This is a genomic window from Flavobacterium sp. WG21, from assembly GCF_000335775.1.
Lineage (GTDB): Bacteria > Bacteroidota > Bacteroidia > Flavobacteriales > Flavobacteriaceae > Flavobacterium > Flavobacterium tructae.
In genome coordinates this window covers 1-18,451 of the sequence record NZ_AMYW01000052.1, presented here as the reverse complement: position 1 = coordinate 18,451, position 18,451 = coordinate 1, and the positions used below count along the sequence as shown (strand labels likewise).

Below are 18,451 nucleotides of genomic sequence, written 5' to 3'. Positions count from 1 at the left end.
GTGACTTTTTTTTGTTTCAAATTTTCTTTGTTTCAGGTTTTCTTTGTTTCAGGTTTTCTTTGTTTCAGGTTTTGGTCCGAACAAAATTTTACCGCAAAGCATGCTAAAAATAACATGTGTGTTGCGTATAAAATAAAAAAACAAAGTTGGCAAAATTTATTCAGTATGAAGCTTTGCGAACTTTGCGTATAAAGACTTAGCGTGCTTTGCGGTAAACAATTCTAAACTAAGATTTCAAACTCAAACTTAAAACCTGAAACCTGAAACAGAAAAACCTTACTTCAAAATCTGTGCAGCGTGTTCTTTCGTTTTTACTTTTTCGATTACCTCTTCAATAATTCCGTTTTCATCTATAACAAAAGTCGTTCTGTGGATTCCGTCATACTCTTTTCCCATAAACTTCTTAGGTCCCCAAACCCCAAAGGCATTAATTACAGATTTATCTTCGTCTGCCAATAACGGAAAAGGAAACTCGTACTTATCTTTAAATTTTAATTGTGCTTTCTGACTGTCAGCACTAACACCCAGAAGTTCGTAATTATTCGCTTTAAAACGCTCAAAATTGTCTCTTAAATCACAAGCTTCAGCTGTACATCCGGGAGTACTTGCCTTCGGATAAAAGAAAACAACCAACTTCTTTCCGACATAATCTGCCAGTTTATGCGCCTTCCCATCCTGATCTACTCCTGAGAAATTTGGTGCTTTATCGCCTTTTTGTAATGTTACCATTTATTTAGATTATTAGATTGTTAGACTTCTTAGATTATTCGATTGTTAGATTGCAACTTAAAAATAATTCATTCCCCATAATCAACCATTCACCTATCACATTTTACAATGTACATTTTACAATTCACAATTAAAATAATACTATTTTTACGGGATTAAATTTACGGAAATGAATAAAGAAGCTCGAGTAACATTTGTTATAAATACGTTAAAAGAACTCTACCCCACTATACCTGTACCATTAGACCATAAAGACCCCTACACGTTATTAATTGCCGTTTTGCTTTCGGCACAATGCACTGACGTTCGTGTAAACCAAATTACTCCTATACTTTTCGCAAAAGCAGATAATCCATATGACATGATTAAAATGTCGGTTGAGGAAATTAAAGAAATTATTCGTCCTTGCGGTTTATCTCCAATGAAATCTAAAGGAATTCACGGATTATCACATATTCTGATCGACAAACACAATGGTGAAGTCCCTCAAGATTTTGAAGCTTTGGAAGCTTTGCCGGCAGTTGGACATAAAACAGCAAGTGTAGTAATGTCACAGGCTTTTGGTGTTCCTGCCTTTCCGGTTGACACTCACATTCACCGATTAATGTACCGATGGAATCTTTCGAACGGAAAAAATGTAGTGCAGACGGAAAAAGATGCTAAAAGATTATTTCCTAAAGAATTATGGAATGACCTGCACCTACAGATTATCTGGTACGGACGTGAATATTCCCCGGCAAGAGGATGGGATTTAGAAAAAGATATTATTACCAGAACTGTTGGTAAAAAATCGATATTAGAAGAAGCTGCTAAAAAGAAAGTTTAGCAGCTTCTTTTTTATTTTTACATGCTTCCTTTAAGAGCATTGTATTCTTTTGTCATATTCAACGATCTGTAAATACCTAAGAGCGATTTTACAGCATTTTCATTTTTAGGCTCAATCACAAGTGCTTTTTTAAGATACGGAATAGCACTTTTTACCACCTCGTCCTTCTGAGCATCCAATTTATCAAATTGTTTCATTTCATTAGCACTGGTACCCAATGATGACATCTGATCCTGGATTTCTTTTCTAAACTGCACCTTAACATAAGCCAGATTTAAGCAACAGGTAAGACAATCCTGGTTCACTTTTAATCCATCTTCATAGTATTTCTCCGCATTGCGAAAATCATTTCTCTCCAGATAAGAAAAGCCTAAAGAAACCAGAATCTCTTCTTTCTTAGAAGGCGGATTAAAATTTCTTGGTTTTTCATATAAACCTTCATTAATACTAGATTCTCTTGCACTCATCGAAATAAATACTTCTTCTTGCTTTGTTTTTTTATTTGTAGCATAAAAAACCATCCCTTTTCCGGAATAGTTTATTTTTTTTAGCTCCTCAAAATACTTTATGGCAGCATTGTAATCCTTACCTGCTAAAGAAGAAGAGGCCGCATTGAACAAGTTTAGGGTGTCTTTTTTATCAAACAAATACACTTCGTAACTCTTATCGGCACTTTCTTTAAATTTTCCAATTTTATAATCATTGTACGCACCATCGACCAATTTTGACTTCATTTCTTTCAAAGCAGAACTCGCTTTAAAAGCATACTTATAATTTCGGGATTCATTTTCATACAATAATACATCCTGATAAGCTGCTGATGCCAATGCAAAATTACTTGCAGCATCGACATTTTTAGTTGCAAGATCCTTATAAACATTACCTTTTGTAAAAAAATAATCCGTCTTTACCTCGTCCGGTGCATTTAATATCTGATATTCTATTTTTTTCAAAACGGCTAATGCTTCCTGGTTTTTCCCTTTAGCATAATAAGATTGTGCCACTTTTAATTCTTCTTTTTGAGCAAACGCTCCAATACTTATCATCAGGAATAATGATACTATTTTTAGGTTCTTTTTCATTTTCGGTTTGGTTTAGTTGTTTAAAAGATTTTAGGGTAATCCAAAATGAGGCAATGTCAAGAACATCCAAACGAAAGCAGTAAAGATTATTACAACATCCGTTTAAATACCTGACAAGAACTCATCATTCTTGCTATTCTTTACAAAATACCAGGAGAAACAACAAACGAAACAAAGTGTGGGTAGTTTTTCTTCATCAATTTTTTGGTTTTTGGTTAGACTTATAAAAGAATCCTCTTAAATGAACTTTTCTATATATTGAAAGGTTTTTAATACACAAATCATCTATATAGAGCAAATTCATTGAATAAAAATCCGCTTTTTAACTATAATAAAGCTAAATATAAAATAAATAAATGAAAATCAAACAAAACATAGAAATTTAACAAATTACCCATCCAAAATCTGAAGACTTCTTTTTACATCAATCAGAAGACACTAGCCAAAATACAAAGCTTTCCAACCTGAATATCTGACTCTTAGCATAAGTTAGGTTTTGTAAAAAATTACTGATTTTAAACGCAAAAGAATTCTTCCAATTCTTTGCCGCGGACCAACTGAAGCAAAAAAAACTCACTACCTGCCTTTACATGCAAATAGTGAGCTTTCAACCAGAACGACCATCTGGTTTTTCTTTCGAAACAAACATCCGACAAATGTAGTGGGCTGTTTAATTAGCTATAATTTCAAAACTCTTATCTTCAATTTTCACAACTTTCAAGGCTTGTGAATAACTAAGTAAAAAAGAAATAACTTCTTTTTTAGGTTTTAAATCTTTAGAAGCTAATGCTTTTTTAGAGTAAATTTTCGCCATACCATCAAAACGTTTTATACTAGTATAACGAAGCAATACCTGAATTAGTATTAGTTGGTTAAAATAATTTGATGTTTATCAATTATTTTTCTCAAATTCATCAAAGCATATCGCATTCTTCCCAATGCTGTATTGATACTCACATCTGTAAGCTCTGAAATTTCCTTAAAACTCATGTCCTGATACATACGCATCACCAATACCTCTTTCTGATCTTCAGGCAACTCTTCGATGATTCTTTTTAAATCAACCTCGACCTGATCAAAAATCATTTTATTCTCAATAGTCAAAGAATCATCAGACATGACAGAGAATATCGAAAACTCTTCTGTTTCTCTGTACATTGGCATCTTTTTGGTTTTACGAAAGTGATCCACAATCAGATTATGGGAAATACGCATCACCCAAGGCAAAAATTTACCTTCTTCATTATAGGAATTACTTTTTAAGGTTTTGATTACCTTAATGAAAGTGTCTTGAAAAATATCATTTGAAATATCTCTATCCGCAATCTTTGAATATATAAATCCATATATCTTAGACTCGTGCCTTTTAATTAATGTTGCAAGAGCATTTTCGTTGCCTTCAACATAATTTTTTACCAATAGAGCGTCAGGAATATGCACATCAGCCATAATACTACTTTTTTAGTTTCTATTTAAAATTTGGAGTAATTTTATAAAAAGTAGTTTTATTTTATAGGCGTGGCTTTTGAGTTATGGACTAGTGTTAATATTTTGATCAAATTTAACAAATTAATATTTTAAAAAGCAAACAAAAAGACGAATAATTAACAATAAATTGTTAATTATTGCAGGACACATTTCATTTTTGTCTCCTTTTAGATCAAGTCAAACCCAATTCGACACTATTTTAACATGAAAAAACACAATTAAAAAACAGAAAAGCGAGCATTTGTGCAACCTTAAAACGATTTGTCTATTTTTAATTTAGAATAAGAATTTGATCCGCTATTTTTCTCCAATTATATTCATTCTTTTTCTCACACTGATCTGATCGCATTTAACTCTTAATCTATCCAATCTCTTAATCACAATTCTGTTAGAATTTGGAACAATCTGATTAACAAAATTGAAATCAAAATTGATTACTTTTGTAGAAATTGACTTTTTTTATGCAAATTGATCTTTCGACACTCGACCCAAAACATAATATTATCATTAAAGGCGCACAGGTACATAATTTAAAAAATGTAGATGTGGCGATACCCCGAAATAAATTAGTTGTTATTACAGGCCTTTCAGGATCAGGTAAGTCGAGTCTTGCATTCGATACCTTATATGCCGAAGGACAGCGTCGTTATGTCGAAAGCTTATCTTCGTATGCGCGTCAGTTTTTGGGACGTCTGGACAAGCCAAAAGTAGAATACATTAAAGGTATTGCGCCTGCCATTGCTATTGAGCAAAAGGTAAACACTACCAATGCGCGTTCTACTGTGGGGACTTCAACGGAGATTTACGATTATATGAAATTGCTTTATGCCCGAATTGGTCGTACCTATTCTCCGATTTCAGGCCAGGAAGTCAAAAAAAATTCCGTTACCGATGTAATTACCGATGTAAAAACGTTAGAATTAGAAAGTAAATGGCTCCTCCTTGCCCCTATTCATCTTGAAGAAGGCAGACAGCTGGAAGACAAACTGAAAGTGTTGCTTCAACAAGGTTTTGCACGTATTTTGGTTCATAACGAAATGGTTCGTCTGGATGATTTTTCACCAACAGATCTTCATCAATTAGACAATAAAGACATTCTATTGATTATCGACCGAATTGTGGTTAAAGAAGAAGAAGAATTCTACAATCGTCTGGCCGATGCAGTACAGACCGCTTTTTTTGAAGGAAAAGGCATTTGTTATTTACAAGAACTGAACTCCGATAAAAAATTCTCTTACTCGAATAATTTTGAGCTTGACGGAATTACTTTTTTAGAGCCTAACGTACATTTGTTCAGTTTCAATAACCCCTACGGAGCCTGCCCGGTTTGTGAAGGCTACGGAAATATTATTGGTATCGATGCTGATTTAGTGATTCCAAATACTTCTCTGTCCGTTTTCGAAAGCGCCATTTACCCCTGGAGAGGCGAAAGCATGAGCTGGTACAAAGACGAACTGGTAAAACACGCTTATAAATTTGATTTTCCTATTCACAAACCTTTCTTCGAACTTTCAGAAGAACAGAAAGATTTAATCTGGAAAGGAAACCAGTATTTTCAAGGTCTAAATGATTTTTTTAAAGAACTTGAAGAGAAAAACTATAAAATCCAGAACCGTGTAATGTTATCCCGTTACCGTGGAAAAACAAAATGTCATGCCTGCCGTGGCAAACGCTTGCGCGAAGAAGCATCTTATGTAAAAATAAACGGCAAAACGGTCTCAGATTTAGTCGATTTGCCCATCAAACATTTAGTTACTTTTTTCAAAAACATCGATCTTAATGTTTACGAACAGCAAATTGCAAAACGATTAATGGTCGAAATCAACAATCGTTTGTCTTTTTTAACTGAAGTTGGTTTAGATTACCTGACTTTAAATCGAAATTCGGCAACACTTTCGGGTGGTGAATCACAACGTATCAATCTTGCTACTTCTTTGGGAAGCAGCTTAGTTGGATCTATGTACATTCTGGATGAACCCAGTATTGGTCTGCACCCAAAAGATTCTGAAAGATTAATTAAAGTTCTATTGTCACTTCGTGATCTGGGCAATACCGTAATTGTAGTTGAGCACGACGAAGATATTATGAAAGCCGCCGATATGATTATTGATATTGGTCCCGAAGCGGGTACATTTGGTGGAAAACTGGTCGCTCAGGGTACGTATAAAGAAATCCTGAAATCAGATTCACTAACCGCCCAATACCTAAACGGTGATTTAGAAATTTCTGTTCCGAAAAGAAGACGTAAATTCAAAAACCATATTGATATTGTAGGAGCAAGAGAGAACAATTTAAAAAATATCAATGTTACTTTTCCTTTAGACGTTTTAACCGTCATTACCGGAGTTTCCGGAAGTGGAAAAAGTACATTGATTAAAAAGATATTGTTCCCTGCCATGCAGAAAAAACTGGACAGTGCTGCTGAAAAAGCAGGTCAGTTTAGTGAACTAAAAGGTTCGTTTTCACAAATCAAACATATCGAATATGTCGATCAGAACCCAATTGGAAGAAGTTCAAGATCCAATCCAGTCACTTATATCAAAGCCTACGATGATATTCGGGACTTGTATGCTAAAGAAAAACTCTCTAAAGTAAGAGGATATCAGGCCAAACACTTCTCTTTTAACGTCGATGGCGGCCGTTGTGAAACGTGCAAAGGAGAAGGGGCTATAAACGTTGAGATGGTCTTTATGGCCGATGTTTCGCTACCGTGTGAAACCTGTGGAGGAAAACGTTTCAAAAAAGAGATTTTAGAAATTAATTTCGATGAAAAAAACATCAACGATATTCTGACCATGACTATCGATGATGCGATTGCCTTTTTCGACAAAAATAAACAATCCAAAATTACTCAAAAGCTACAGCCCTTGCAGGATGTAGGGTTAGGATATGTACAGTTAGGACAATCCTCTTCTACTCTTTCCGGTGGTGAAGCACAGCGTATTAAACTGGCTTCCTTTTTAGTCAAAGGAGCTACGAAAGATAAAGCCTTATTTGTTTTTGATGAGCCAACAACCGGCTTGCATTTCCATGACATTAAAAAATTAATGACTTCCTTTGATGCCTTAATTGAAAAAGGTCATTCTATAATTGTCATCGAACATAATCTTGATCTTATAAAATGTGCTGACTGGATTATTGATCTGGGACCGGAAGGTGGTGAAAATGGCGGTCATCTACTAGCTGCAGGAACTCCAGAAGACATTGTAAAAGTAAAAGAGTCGGTTACTGGAGTCTACCTGAAAGACAAACTTTAACCTTAGCAAAAATTTCAATAAAAAATCCAAATCTCAATACTATAATTGAAATTTGGATTTTTTTTACTTGCTATTTAAGCTGCTATGCCACTAAACATTTTTCTTCAAAAGGAAAACCATCTTCATCAATGGCAACTAATATTTTCTTTTGCTTTGTGGCTTCTATTGTCAGATAAAGCCATGCAAACGACCACAATCCCAGGGTAAGGCAAAAAATCATAAAATTTAAACTGTGGTTTACTACTTTTCCTCCTTTACTCAAAACCGCAAAAAGCAATTCATCGTTCCTTTCCTCCAGCGTAAATCCATTTTGCACTTTATTTGATATCATATTAGAAAATACTTGCAAGCTTTGTTCCTGACTGAGTTGGCCGTTCTTCATAATAATTCCTTAAAAATTAATCCAAATACTACTACAATTACTTCACAATTTTAAATTCTAAAAACATTCTAATTTAAATAAACACTATAACATGTACTTTTATTGTCTGCTTTTCATAAGATATTTTTACCCTAAAACAAAAAGTATTGCCATATTCTTAGCTAAAGTTAATTTTTATAAAATAAACCACAAAACAAAAGACTGTTAAAATTTTAAGATTACTTACAGAACTTCAACACTTTACCCTTTATTCTTAACATTAAAAGGAGGTGCCTGATAGTCATTATTCAGATAATTCGCAGGAATTGTAGTGGCGTTACCATCACGAAGTGCTCCGTAATGTGGAGACATGATTTCTATTCCGGCAGCATTAAACGAATCCTGAATGTTTTGATGCAAAGACGAATAAATTCTGGGTTGTTTGGTTGGCTCTTTGGTGTAAACGTTGATCTGATAGGAAACATAAAAGTCATCCAGGCTCGTTTGCAGAACGAAAGGAGATGGTGTCTGCTCGACCATTTCCGTTTTTAGAGCAGCTTCAATCAATGCTTTATAAATATCTTTATAAGGAACATCATACCCAATCGTAACGGTAGTATGAATCAATAAACCATTATTAGCATGTTTTGTATTCGCTGAATAATTGGTTGAAGTACTTGATAAAACAGTTGCATTAGGAATCGTGATATCCTCAAATTTAGGTGTTCTGACACGAGTAACTAAAGCCGTTTTTTCAATCACCTCTCCGCTAACATCGCCAATTTTTATAAAATCACCAATCTTAAACGGACGCATATAGGTAATCACCAAACCCGCCACCATATTAGCAATCGCATTAGAAGAACCCAAAGAAAATAAAACCCCTACAAATACCGAAACACCTTTAAATATTGGAGAATCCGATCCTGGCAAATACGGAAATATAACCACCAGCATGAAAGCAAGCATCAGAAAACGAATGATATTAAAAGTGGGCATTGCCCAATCGCTATAAAAGCCATCAATTTTAATATTCTCTTTTTTTATCTCATCAAAAAAGAATTTGATCACTCTTATGGAATATTTAAAAATAACAATGATAACCACTATAGTGACTAAACTTGGCAGAAAACCCACAAATCCCATTACTGCAAGTTTTGCAGGCGAAAGAATCCAACGCAGCAAAGTAGTTGTATAAGCTTCGGTAGCAGGAAAAATACTGAATAATAATGGTAATGAAAGATATACTATTAAAATAAGTGTTATTACCTTAATAGCACTATACAATCGCATGAGCAAAAACTGCTGTTTTTGAGGTGAGAGGATATTGATATTATTATACTTGAATCCTTTAAAATGTCGGTCGCTATTTTTTAGAATGTACAGCTTTACCTTGTTGAATAATTTACCCACAAAGTACAAAACAAATCCAATAATTAAAACCAGTAATGCTGTATATCCTAATCTTTTCGGAAGCATGGAGTAATTGTCATTCTGATACACAATCGCTCTTTTAATCAGGTTTAAATTTCGCTTTGCGATGAAATCTGCGGTTTGATTCTCTGCTTTTGCATCTACATCTAAAACAGACATGATGACAAAATCATTCTTATAAACAATGTCCTGGGAAATATCTGAAGGTACAACCGAAATCGAATCAGCTATAAAGAATGAATCCTCATATAATTTTCTGATCTTTTCTGTAATTGCATTTGCTCTGTTTTCGGGCGAAAAAGAACCTACTTTATGGTACACATAAAAAAGTGTGTCTTTAAACGGTTTTACGGGATATCCTTTTGTTTTTAATTCTTTAACAGTCGTTTTCGATGTTTGAGAACTGTCTTTCTGAGCAAAAGTAGCAGAAGAAAACAAAGTAATAAAAAGCGCTAAAAAACAAACTATATTATTTTTCATATACTGTCAGCAATAAGTTAGTTAACCTTTCTAACAAATATAAAGACAAAACAGCTTCAATTGTAAATTACTTTTGCTCCTTTTTAGAAATATACTAAATTTTAATTCCTATCTTTTTTAAAACAGTATCGATTACTTTATTGATATCAGGAGAAATATTGAACTTATAGTTAAGATAAACATATAAAACGGTTACTAAAACTGACTTTAAGGCAATTCCAATCAACGGATAAACCGGAAATTCCCAAAAATAAAAAAGTAAAAATATCGCTGTCGTTACTCCCAATGAGTATAAATTCTGTTTCGTAAAAGGATAAAGATGAAGTTTCTTAACCACAAAAAGCAATTTAGCCAAACTATAGAAAGTAATTGACAATAAAGTTGCAAATGCCGATCCCATAATACCATAATGCGGTATAAAAATCACATTTAAAATAAAGGTCAGCCCCACTAAAGCCAAACCTAAAAACAGGACGGTACGGTAATATTTTGTATTAAAAATAATGGCATTATTATTTCCTAAAATCAAATCAAAATATTTAGACAATCCAATCATAAAAACAACCGGAACTCCGCCTCTGTACTCTTTAGGAACGATTTCATACAATTGAGATATATTTACAAAGATGCACAACATCACAAAACCACCTACAATTTGCAGGTTTATAGATGTTTTTTTGTAAAGAATATTCAATTCATCATGTTTATTATCGTGCATCAGCTTAGCCGTAATAGGATACACAATCTGATGCATGGCTCTGCTTGGAACCGAAATTACCAAAGCAATGTAAGTCGCAACAGAATAATATGCAATATTCTTAATCTCCATATACTGGTTGAGCATAATCTTATCTCCATCCAAAAGTAAATTAGCTACACTCCCTGACAAAATGATATAAAAAGTATACTCCATTACACTCTTTACATTTTCCGGAATTGTAATCTGGAAATTAGGTCTCTTAATGTAAAATGCGTAGAACATGGTTACCAAAAACGCAACAAAATATATAGCCGCAGTAACGTACACAAACTGCACAAGTGTCATCCAATGAAAGTACAAACCAACTAACGCAATAGACGAAACCAATCGTAATCCAACTTCTTTAATAAAATTTCCAAAAACAGAATGCATGTGAACTCTTGCCCACGCATAAAAAATTTCGAAATAAGCCATACAAATTCCAATAAACGGAATCAACAACATAAATTCTTTTACAACCGGATTTTTCTTTGAAACAAAAGCCGTAATATCGTCAAAAAAGAAAATCCCAATGATTCCCAACGGAATACACATCAAGACCGGAAACAGTGCCGTAAACGATAAAAATTGCTCTCTCTCATCTTCTGTTTTATACTGTGAATAAAATTTGACCAGCGTATTTTGCATTCCGATAGCAAACAAAGGCATAATCACATTTGCGGCCGAAAGAATATAATTCGTTAAAGCATAATAAGTAGCCCCAAGAAAAACCGGGTACAAATAGAGTGTATTAATGGCTCCAATACCGAAACCTATGTAGGTGATAATTGTATTTTTGAAAGACTGATTTAAAACAATACCCATTTTTGGATTTCTGAATTTAGATTTTAGATTGCAGATTAGCTTAGTTAATCAACTGTGCTAATTGCCTGGTTAGATTCTTTCTGGAATATTGTTGTAAACCAACACCATTGGCCTGTAGTTTCCCTTCTAAAAACTGATTATAAAAGTCCAAAATTACGCTTTTTAACTTCGCTTTTTCAGAATAATCAAAAAATACTCCTGTATTGGTTTCTTTTATGATATCGGCAAAATCAGAACCCTGAGGTCCTATGGCTATTATTGGACGATTGGACACCATATATTCGAATAATTTACCCGGAATTATACTTTTGGTATCCTCGGAATTAATTTCGATTAAAAGCAAAACCTGCGATTTCTTTTGGTGTGCTATCGCTTCATGATGCGAAACATATCCTAAAAGATTCAAATAATTTTTCAAATCAAATTCAGTGATAGCATCCAATACCTCCTGACTTACTGCTCCAATTAATTTAATTTCTAAATGTGACTTAAAATCAGGAACTTCCTGAAGCAATTCTACCAGACATCCCCATAAAAATTGAGGATTTCGATCGGATAAAAAAGATCCGATATGCGCCAAAGTAAATTTTGTATCTAAGGTTTGTTTCTCTACATTTTCAATGTCATAACCATTGGTAATCACCGAAATTGGTTTGTTGGTAATGGCCTCAAACTCCACTTTCGTAGTTTTACTTGTGACAATAATAGTGTCGGCACTATTAAGCACTTTATGTTCGAGGTTTTTATGCTTTTTGGCGGCATAAGCCGATAAACGCAATGCTTTGTGATATCCAATTGTAGTCCATGGATCACGGAAATCGGCAAACCATTTTACATTCAGTTTCTCTTTTAGTTCTAAACCAATCAAATGCAAACTGTGCGGCGGCCCCGAAGTAACAATGGTGTCAATATTATTTTCTTTGATATACTTTTCTAAATAAGCCACTGAAGGTTTTACCCAAAAAACACGGGCATCCGGAATAAATAAATTACCACGAACCCAAAGAAAAGTTTTATCTAAAAAGGTTTGTTTCTTCTTGTGCGGAAAAATTCCCGAACTAATTTTCTTAGTTTTATTCTTCGAAAAAACAGAAGCCAGCTGATACGGCTCCCAGATTTTATTTTTAAGAACAATTACTTTATCGGAAATCTCACTAACCAATCCTTGATCAACAATTGGGTAGGTTGGGTTTTCAGGAACATAAACTATTGGCTGTATGCCAAATTCGGGTAAATATTTTACAAATTTTAACCAACGCTGTACACCTGGTCCTCCAGCCGGTGGAAAATAATAGGTAATGATTAAGAGTTTTTTTTGTTCCATCAGATTTCATTCATTTCACAGAGATTCACCAAGTTTTCACCAAGCCTCACAAAGATCTTTAATTTATTTTAGCGTATCTCCGTGATTTCTTTGTGAATCTTTGCGGAAGAACTTTTCGAAATAAACTCCGCCAATCAAAAGCAGAAACATTCCAATGCAACTTACCAATGTAATTACACTTCCTGTTTTAACAACCTGCGGTTCAAATTTAAATTCGATAGTATGTTCGCCACCCGGAATTTCCATAGCTCTTAAAACATAATCTACAGGGAAATGATCCGTAAGTTTACCATCAATATAGGCATTCCATCCATTCTTATAATAGATCTCAGAAAAAACAGCCAAGCCATCTTTTCCGTTGTTTGATTTGTATTTAATGTAGTTAGGCTTGTACTGTACTACCTGAATAGTCCCTGTAGTGTCCCACTGTTTTTTCATTCGGGCATTTCTAAATTTACCTTCATGTTCACGAACGTTGAACACCGCTACCGTCTTAGTATCAATATGATCCAATGCTTTCATTACATCATCCGGTTTATTCACCAATTTTACAGTACTTACAAACCATGCATTTCCATTAGCATTTGGATTTACTGTTGGAAATTCTTTTCCTTCTTTATCCGTTTGGATGATGTATTTTACATTCAACATGTCTAAGACTTCGACATTGTTTTTTGCAATCTGATAGTCAAAAAGCTGCTGTATTCTTCTTGGTTTTGCGGCATGGTATCCGCCTAAAGAATGGTGAAAATAAGAAGCACGTGCACTTGACATGTTTCCGCTTACTTCAAAAACTCTGTAATGTGTAGTATCTTTTAAAATCTGAGCATCAGAAGGTGTTTCCTGAAATGGCGCGGCAATTTGTACCGGGCTCACAAAATCTTTGGCTGATACATATTTTTTATCTACAAAAAATAAATCAAAAATCATCAAAAGACCAACGATAATCAAAGTAGTATTCTGAGCCAGTTTATTTTTGATGAACAACCAAAGGATTCCAAAAGTAATCACGATAAAAAAGCCCGATCGCAATAAATCAGCGGAATACAAACTCTTTCTGTCTTCTTTCAAGGCATCTACAAAAGCGGGGCCGTAACTTTCTAAGAAATAATTATCACTGCTACCTGTAAAATGAAACATGCTTTTAGCGAATACTAAAATCAAAATAACACCCAATCCAAAAACTCCTGTCTGCACAAGCGCTTTCTGCTGTAATTTAGGCTCTTCTTTAGCTTTAAAAAACGATTGTAATCCCATAACAGCCAGAACAGGAAAACACAATTCAAGAATAACCTGAATCGATGACACCGCTCTAAACTTATCATACATTGGAACGTAATCGATAAAGAAGTCTGTCAGTAATGCGAAGTTTTTCCCCCAGGAAAGTATTAGCGATACTAATGCTCCTGTAAAAAACACATATTTTATTTTTCGATCGTCAATAAATAAAGCTAAAACTGCTAAAAAGAAAACCACAACTCCAATATAAGCCGGAGCTGCTACTATAGGCTGATCTCCCCAATACGTTGGCATTCCTGACACAAAATCCTGTGCCTGCTCTGACGGTACTCCCTGTTCAATCATGAAAGAATACATACGGCTGTCGGTCCCTACATTTTCATGATTTGAACCACCAAAAAGTCTTGGAGCAATCAAGTTAAAACTTTCAGCAATTCCGTAACTGTATTCCGTAATATATTCACGGCTTAGTGCATTTTCATTGGTCTTTTTAGAACCATCAGGATTAAAAGTTAATTCACTGTTGCTACGGGTACTAAATTTAGCATATTCACTGGTTGCCAACAAATTAGTGGCATTGGCTCCAATAGCAAAAATTCCGGCTACGGCCAAAACACCAATAGCCGTTAAAAGCGATTTATATTCTTTTTCTTTGATAAAATTAAAAGCAAAATAAGCTGAAAGTATCAATAAGAAAATCAATAAATAATACGTCATTTGAAAGTGGTTGGCATTAACTTCTAATGCAACCGCAAACATGGTGAGCAGACCTCCCCAAATATACTTTTTCTGGAAAACGAGTATGAATCCGGCGATAACAAGCGGCATATAGGCAATAGCATGTGCTTTTGCATTATGTCCAACACCTAGAATGATAATCAGATAAGTCGAAAAACCAAAGGCAATCGCCCCTATAAATGCTTTTAAAGGATCAGTTTTTAAAACCAACAACAGTCCGTAAAAGCCTAAGAAATATAAAAATAAATAATCGGCAGGACGAGGAAGAAAACGCAAAGCATCGTCTAATTTACCCACAAAATCATTGGGATAATTAGCTCCCAACTGATAAGTTGGCATACCTCCAAACGCAGAATTTGTCCAATAAGGTTCAGAATGTTCTGCAGCTCTAAAATCGTTTTGCTCTTTAGCCATTCCGGTATATTGAGCAATATCCGACTGGAAAATTTGTTTTCCTTGTAAAACCGGGTAAAAATAAATTAAAGAAACGAGGATAAAGCCCAGGATAACAAGGGCATGCGGATAGAACTTATTTACTATTTTCAATTTAGGCTGGTTTGGGTTAAATGATGAATCCTATAAATTAGGTCACAAATTTAATCTATTTCTTCGTAATCAACATAATCGCCAACCTTTTTGGTTTCACGAGTTTTTTTTGCATTGGATGTATCGATAATAATTTCATCATTATTCGTACGTGTTTTTTGCCATGTATTACCCTGACTATATTGTTGTTGTCTTTGAAAATTCTCTCCAGCTTTTTCTACTGCTTTTTTTACCAATACCGGCAAAAAGATTCGTGCTAAAAATTTAAAAATATAATAAAACGCAACGATCCACATTATCGTTTTAATCAGATTTACAAAAGATGCTTCTTGCATGATCATATAATTTTTTTTCAAAATTAATAAATCCATCGTTTAAAATTAAAATATCAATCTTAAATAAATAATAAAATATAGTACATTTGAAATGCGTTATTACTTTTTAATCCAAAAACACGTTTATGTTAAAAAATAAAAACTTTTTTACTGCAGCTCTTTGTTTATTACCTCAATTATTTTTTGCACAGTACACTGATGTCATCAATTCAAACCGTCCTGGCGAAACGATGTCAGCCTATGCTGTTGGAAAATCAGTTATACAGGCAGAACTTGGTGTATATGGCATCAAAGAAAAACACAATCTGCTGGATTATGACGCCAATGGTTTTGGTACAGATATAACTATTCGTTATGGTGCTTTTTTAGAAAAACTGGAACTTATTGCAGATATACAGTACCAAATGGAAAATTTTGACACACCATACACAAGTTATAAAAAAATAATTTCAGACAAACGGTTTTAGGAGCCAAATATCTGATTTATGATCCCTATAAAAATTACAAAAAAGAAGCTAACATCTATAGCTACAAAGCCAATCGTAGCTTTAACTGGCACGAGCTAATTCCTGCCGTTTCAGTATTTGCCGGTGCTAATTTTGTGGGTAAAGACAATCCTTATTCTTTCTCTCCACAATCCAGCATTTCTCCAAAAGTCATGTTGATCACTCAGAATCTATTTGGTGGCGGAAAATGGGTTTTCGTAACTAATATTATTGCCGATTACATTTCAACAGACTACCCGAGCTACGGCTATGTGCTTACTCTTACACGCGGATTTAACGATAAATGGTCCGGTTTTGTTGAAAATCAAGGCTATAAAAGTGACTTTTACAGCGATGCCATTGTTCGTGGTGGAGCAGCTTACCTTATTAATCCGAACCTTCAGGTAGATGCATCTATAAGTACAAACTTCAAAAACACGCCTTCTATATTGTACGGAGGAGTTGGGGTTTCCTGGCGCTATGACGGACGTTACAAAGAAAATCAACTGCAAACTAAACGTGAAGACAGAGCCAAAAAGAATAAAGATAACGAGCTGGAACAAAAAGAAATCGATTATCAGGCAAAAGAACGAAAACGTAAATCGAAATACGAATAGTTAAAATTGTAAGAAAAAAAGTACTTTATTTTTTCTTGTAATGTAGGAAAATAATTATATTTGAAAAATTATACGCCAATTTTCAAATATGAGAAAGATAAATTACGCCTTTCTATTATCACTGTTAATCTGTTTATCAGCCAAATCCCAAAATACCGGAGTAGAAAAAGACATTTACAACCTACAAACCGGCTTTTTGGGAATATGGATCAATAACGAGCATCGATTACTCAATCAAATAAGTTTACGAACCGAAATTGGTTTTGATGGTGGTTTTCGTGGATGTACTGGCTGTACTACTACATATGCATTAATCCCTGTTATTAAACTGGAACCAAGGTGGTATTACAATATCAATAAACGGAATGCTAAAAATCAAAAAACAAACAATAGCGCCAATTTTATAACTTTAGAAATTCACTGTTATCCCAACTGGTTTGTTATTTCAAATCATGACAATGTCTTTGTTCCCAACCAAGTTTCGCTAATTCCTAAATGGGGAATAAGACGAAATATTGGAAATACCAATTTCAATTACGAAGCCGGTATTGGAATTGGGCGCAGATTTTATCTGGATGAAAAATTTTCAGATACTACTGCAGACCTTCCATCTTCGAATCGGCTACACTTTCAAATGATTCACTAACCTTATTAATCAGGGCTTTTTTTACACAATTCTTTTTTGTTACTTCAAAGATAGCTATATTCGTTTCTTAAATCGTAGCACCTAATTTAAAGCAACATTCTTAACAAAGAAAATCTTAATGATTACAATTAAAGAAGCCATAACTAAAAAGGAATTAACTGACTATATCAAATTTCCGTTTACAATCTACAAAGACAATGCCTACTGGGTTCCCCCTATTGTGGCAGATGAATTAGAGTCATTTGACAAAACTAAAAATCCTGCTTTTGACAATGCCGAAGCCTATTTTTATCTGGCTTACAGAAACAATGAAATAGTAGGAAGAATTACGGCTATCATCAACTGGTCTGAGGTAAATGACCAACATAAAAGAAAAGTTCGATTTGGATGGTTTGATGCAATAGACGATATCGAAGTCACTAAGGCCTTGCTGGATAAAGTTTACGAATTGGGAAAAAAACACAATCTGGAGCACGTTGAAGGTCCGATGGGATTCTCGAATCTGGACAAAGTTGGCGTTCTTACAGATGGTTACGATCAATTGGGAACTATGATTACATGGTACAACCACCCCTATTATGTCACACATTTTGAGCAATTGGGTTTTCAGGTTGAAAAAGAGTACCTCGAAAGCATCTTCCCTTTTTCAAACGTCAAACCTGAATTTTTCCTTAAAGCACAAGAACTCATCAAAAAAAGGTATGGCTTACGCTCCTTGACTTTTACCAAAACAAAAGACATCATGCCTCACGTAGACAAAATGTTTGATTTGTTTAATGATTCATACGCTAAATTAGCTTCGTTTGTAGCGATTTCGGATGTTCAGAAAGAATACTTCAAAAAGAAATACATCAGCTTTATCAATCCGGAATACATCAAGTTTGTGGTGGACAAAGACGATAATCTGGTTGCCTTTAGCATTGTAATGCCAAGCTTTTCTGAAGCTTTACAGAAAGCAAAAGGAAAATTATTCCCGTTTGGATTTATTCATTTACTAAGAGCTCGTAAAAAGAGTAAAGATGTTGTTTTTTATCTGATTGGGGTGCACCCCGAGTATCAAAACAAAGGAGTTACCGCTATTATTTTTGATGAATATTATAAGACTTTTTCAGAAAAAGGAATTCAAAATTGTATCAGAACACCTGAATTAGCTGACAATACAGCCATTCATTTACTTTGGAAAAACTTTAACCCAAAAGTGCACTGCCAGAGAAAAACGTATTTAAAATACTTGTAAATAGTTTTCAGCATCAATCGCAGTTAACAATTTTACCCATAAAAAAATCCATTCGTTACACGA

The 18,451-nt window shown here is 34.2% G+C and carries 16 protein-coding genes; 6 read left to right on the top strand and 10 right to left on the bottom strand.

The window, feature by feature from the left end:
* Nucleotides 1-276: 276 nt before the first annotated feature.
* A complete protein-coding gene (bcp, locus tag C245_RS0121865) occupies nucleotides 277-729 on the bottom strand; it encodes a thioredoxin-dependent thiol peroxidase (protein ID WP_017498749.1) in 453 nt (150 codons plus the stop codon).
* 169 nt (nucleotides 730-898) lie between these two features.
* Between bcp and nth the strand changes: the two genes are divergently transcribed.
* Nucleotides 899-1,555 (top strand): endonuclease III, encoded by a 657-nt coding sequence (gene nth / locus C245_RS0121860; RefSeq protein WP_017498748.1) that lies wholly within the window; start codon nucleotides 899-901, stop codon nucleotides 1,553-1,555.
* 17 nt (nucleotides 1,556-1,572) lie between these two features.
* Here nth and C245_RS0121855 read toward each other — a convergent pair whose 3' ends face one another.
* From C245_RS0121855 to C245_RS0121845, 3 genes are all read right to left on the bottom strand, one after another.
* A complete protein-coding gene (locus tag C245_RS0121855; RefSeq protein WP_017498747.1) occupies nucleotides 1,573-2,637 on the bottom strand; it encodes a tetratricopeptide repeat protein in 1,065 nt (354 codons plus the stop codon).
* Nucleotides 2,638-3,307: 670 nt separating this feature from the next.
* Nucleotides 3,308-3,451: a hypothetical protein gene (locus tag C245_RS24435; RefSeq protein ID WP_017498746.1), complete on the bottom strand. Its 144-nt coding sequence runs from the start codon at nucleotides 3,449-3,451 to the stop codon at nucleotides 3,308-3,310.
* A 50-nt stretch (nucleotides 3,452-3,501) separates the two neighbouring features.
* Nucleotides 3,502-4,086: an RNA polymerase sigma factor gene (locus tag C245_RS0121845; RefSeq protein WP_017498745.1), complete on the bottom strand. Its 585-nt coding sequence runs from the start codon at nucleotides 4,084-4,086 to the stop codon at nucleotides 3,502-3,504.
* 500 nt (nucleotides 4,087-4,586) lie between these two features.
* On the opposite strand from C245_RS0121845, the gene uvrA reads away from it, so the two are divergent.
* Nucleotides 4,587-7,382, top strand: a complete 2,796-nt coding sequence (gene uvrA / locus C245_RS0121840; RefSeq protein WP_017498744.1) for an excinuclease ABC subunit UvrA — start codon at nucleotides 4,587-4,589, stop codon at nucleotides 7,380-7,382.
* An 82-nt stretch (nucleotides 7,383-7,464) separates the two neighbouring features.
* On the opposite strand, the gene C245_RS0121835 is transcribed toward uvrA, so the two are convergent.
* From C245_RS0121835 to C245_RS0121810, 6 genes are all read right to left on the bottom strand, one after another.
* Entirely contained in the window at nucleotides 7,465-7,713 is a 249-nt protein-coding gene (locus C245_RS0121835; RefSeq protein ID WP_123923492.1) for a hypothetical protein, read from the bottom strand.
* 291 nt (nucleotides 7,714-8,004) lie between these two features.
* The gene (locus C245_RS0121830) at nucleotides 8,005-9,657 is read right to left on the bottom strand and encodes a mechanosensitive ion channel family protein (protein ID WP_017498742.1); all 1,653 of its coding nucleotides are present in this window, start codon (nucleotides 9,655-9,657) and stop codon (nucleotides 8,005-8,007) included.
* A 94-nt stretch (nucleotides 9,658-9,751) separates the two neighbouring features.
* A complete protein-coding gene (locus tag C245_RS0121825) occupies nucleotides 9,752-11,221 on the bottom strand; it encodes a lipopolysaccharide biosynthesis protein (RefSeq protein WP_017498741.1) in 1,470 nt (489 codons plus the stop codon).
* Nucleotides 11,222-11,261: 40 nt separating this feature from the next.
* Entirely contained in the window at nucleotides 11,262-12,545 is a 1,284-nt protein-coding gene (locus C245_RS0121820; protein ID WP_017498740.1) for a glycosyltransferase family 4 protein, read from the bottom strand.
* Between the two features lie 63 nt (nucleotides 12,546-12,608).
* On the bottom strand, nucleotides 12,609-15,068 hold the full coding sequence (locus C245_RS0121815) for a YfhO family protein (RefSeq protein WP_017498739.1): 2,460 nt from the start codon (nucleotides 15,066-15,068) through the stop codon (nucleotides 12,609-12,611).
* A 50-nt stretch (nucleotides 15,069-15,118) separates the two neighbouring features.
* Nucleotides 15,119-15,439 carry a DUF4834 family protein gene (locus C245_RS0121810; protein ID WP_017498738.1) on the bottom strand — a complete coding sequence of 107 codons (321 nt, stop codon included), beginning with the start codon at nucleotides 15,437-15,439 and terminating at the stop codon, nucleotides 15,119-15,121.
* Between the two features lie 89 nt (nucleotides 15,440-15,528).
* Between C245_RS0121810 and C245_RS24790 the strand changes: the two genes are divergently transcribed.
* The 4 genes from C245_RS24790 (at nucleotide 15,529) to C245_RS0121795 (ending at nucleotide 18,388) form a co-directional block, all read left to right on the top strand.
* The gene (locus C245_RS24790) at nucleotides 15,529-15,870 is read left to right on the top strand and encodes a transporter (RefSeq protein WP_369770057.1); all 342 of its coding nucleotides are present in this window, start codon (nucleotides 15,529-15,531) and stop codon (nucleotides 15,868-15,870) included.
* A gap of 11 nt (nucleotides 15,871-15,881) precedes the next feature.
* The gene (locus tag C245_RS24785) at nucleotides 15,882-16,505 is read left to right on the top strand and encodes a transporter (RefSeq protein WP_369770058.1); all 624 of its coding nucleotides are present in this window, start codon (nucleotides 15,882-15,884) and stop codon (nucleotides 16,503-16,505) included.
* Between the two features lie 88 nt (nucleotides 16,506-16,593).
* Complete coding sequence (locus C245_RS23410; protein ID WP_051041456.1) at nucleotides 16,594-17,151, top strand: hypothetical protein; 558 nt, start codon at nucleotides 16,594-16,596, stop codon at nucleotides 17,149-17,151.
* Between the two features lie 118 nt (nucleotides 17,152-17,269).
* Nucleotides 17,270-18,388, top strand: coding sequence for a GTP cyclohydrolase I (locus tag C245_RS0121795; protein ID WP_017498737.1), 1,119 nt, complete (start codon nucleotides 17,270-17,272; stop codon nucleotides 18,386-18,388).
* Nucleotides 18,389-18,451: the final 63 nt, after the last annotated feature.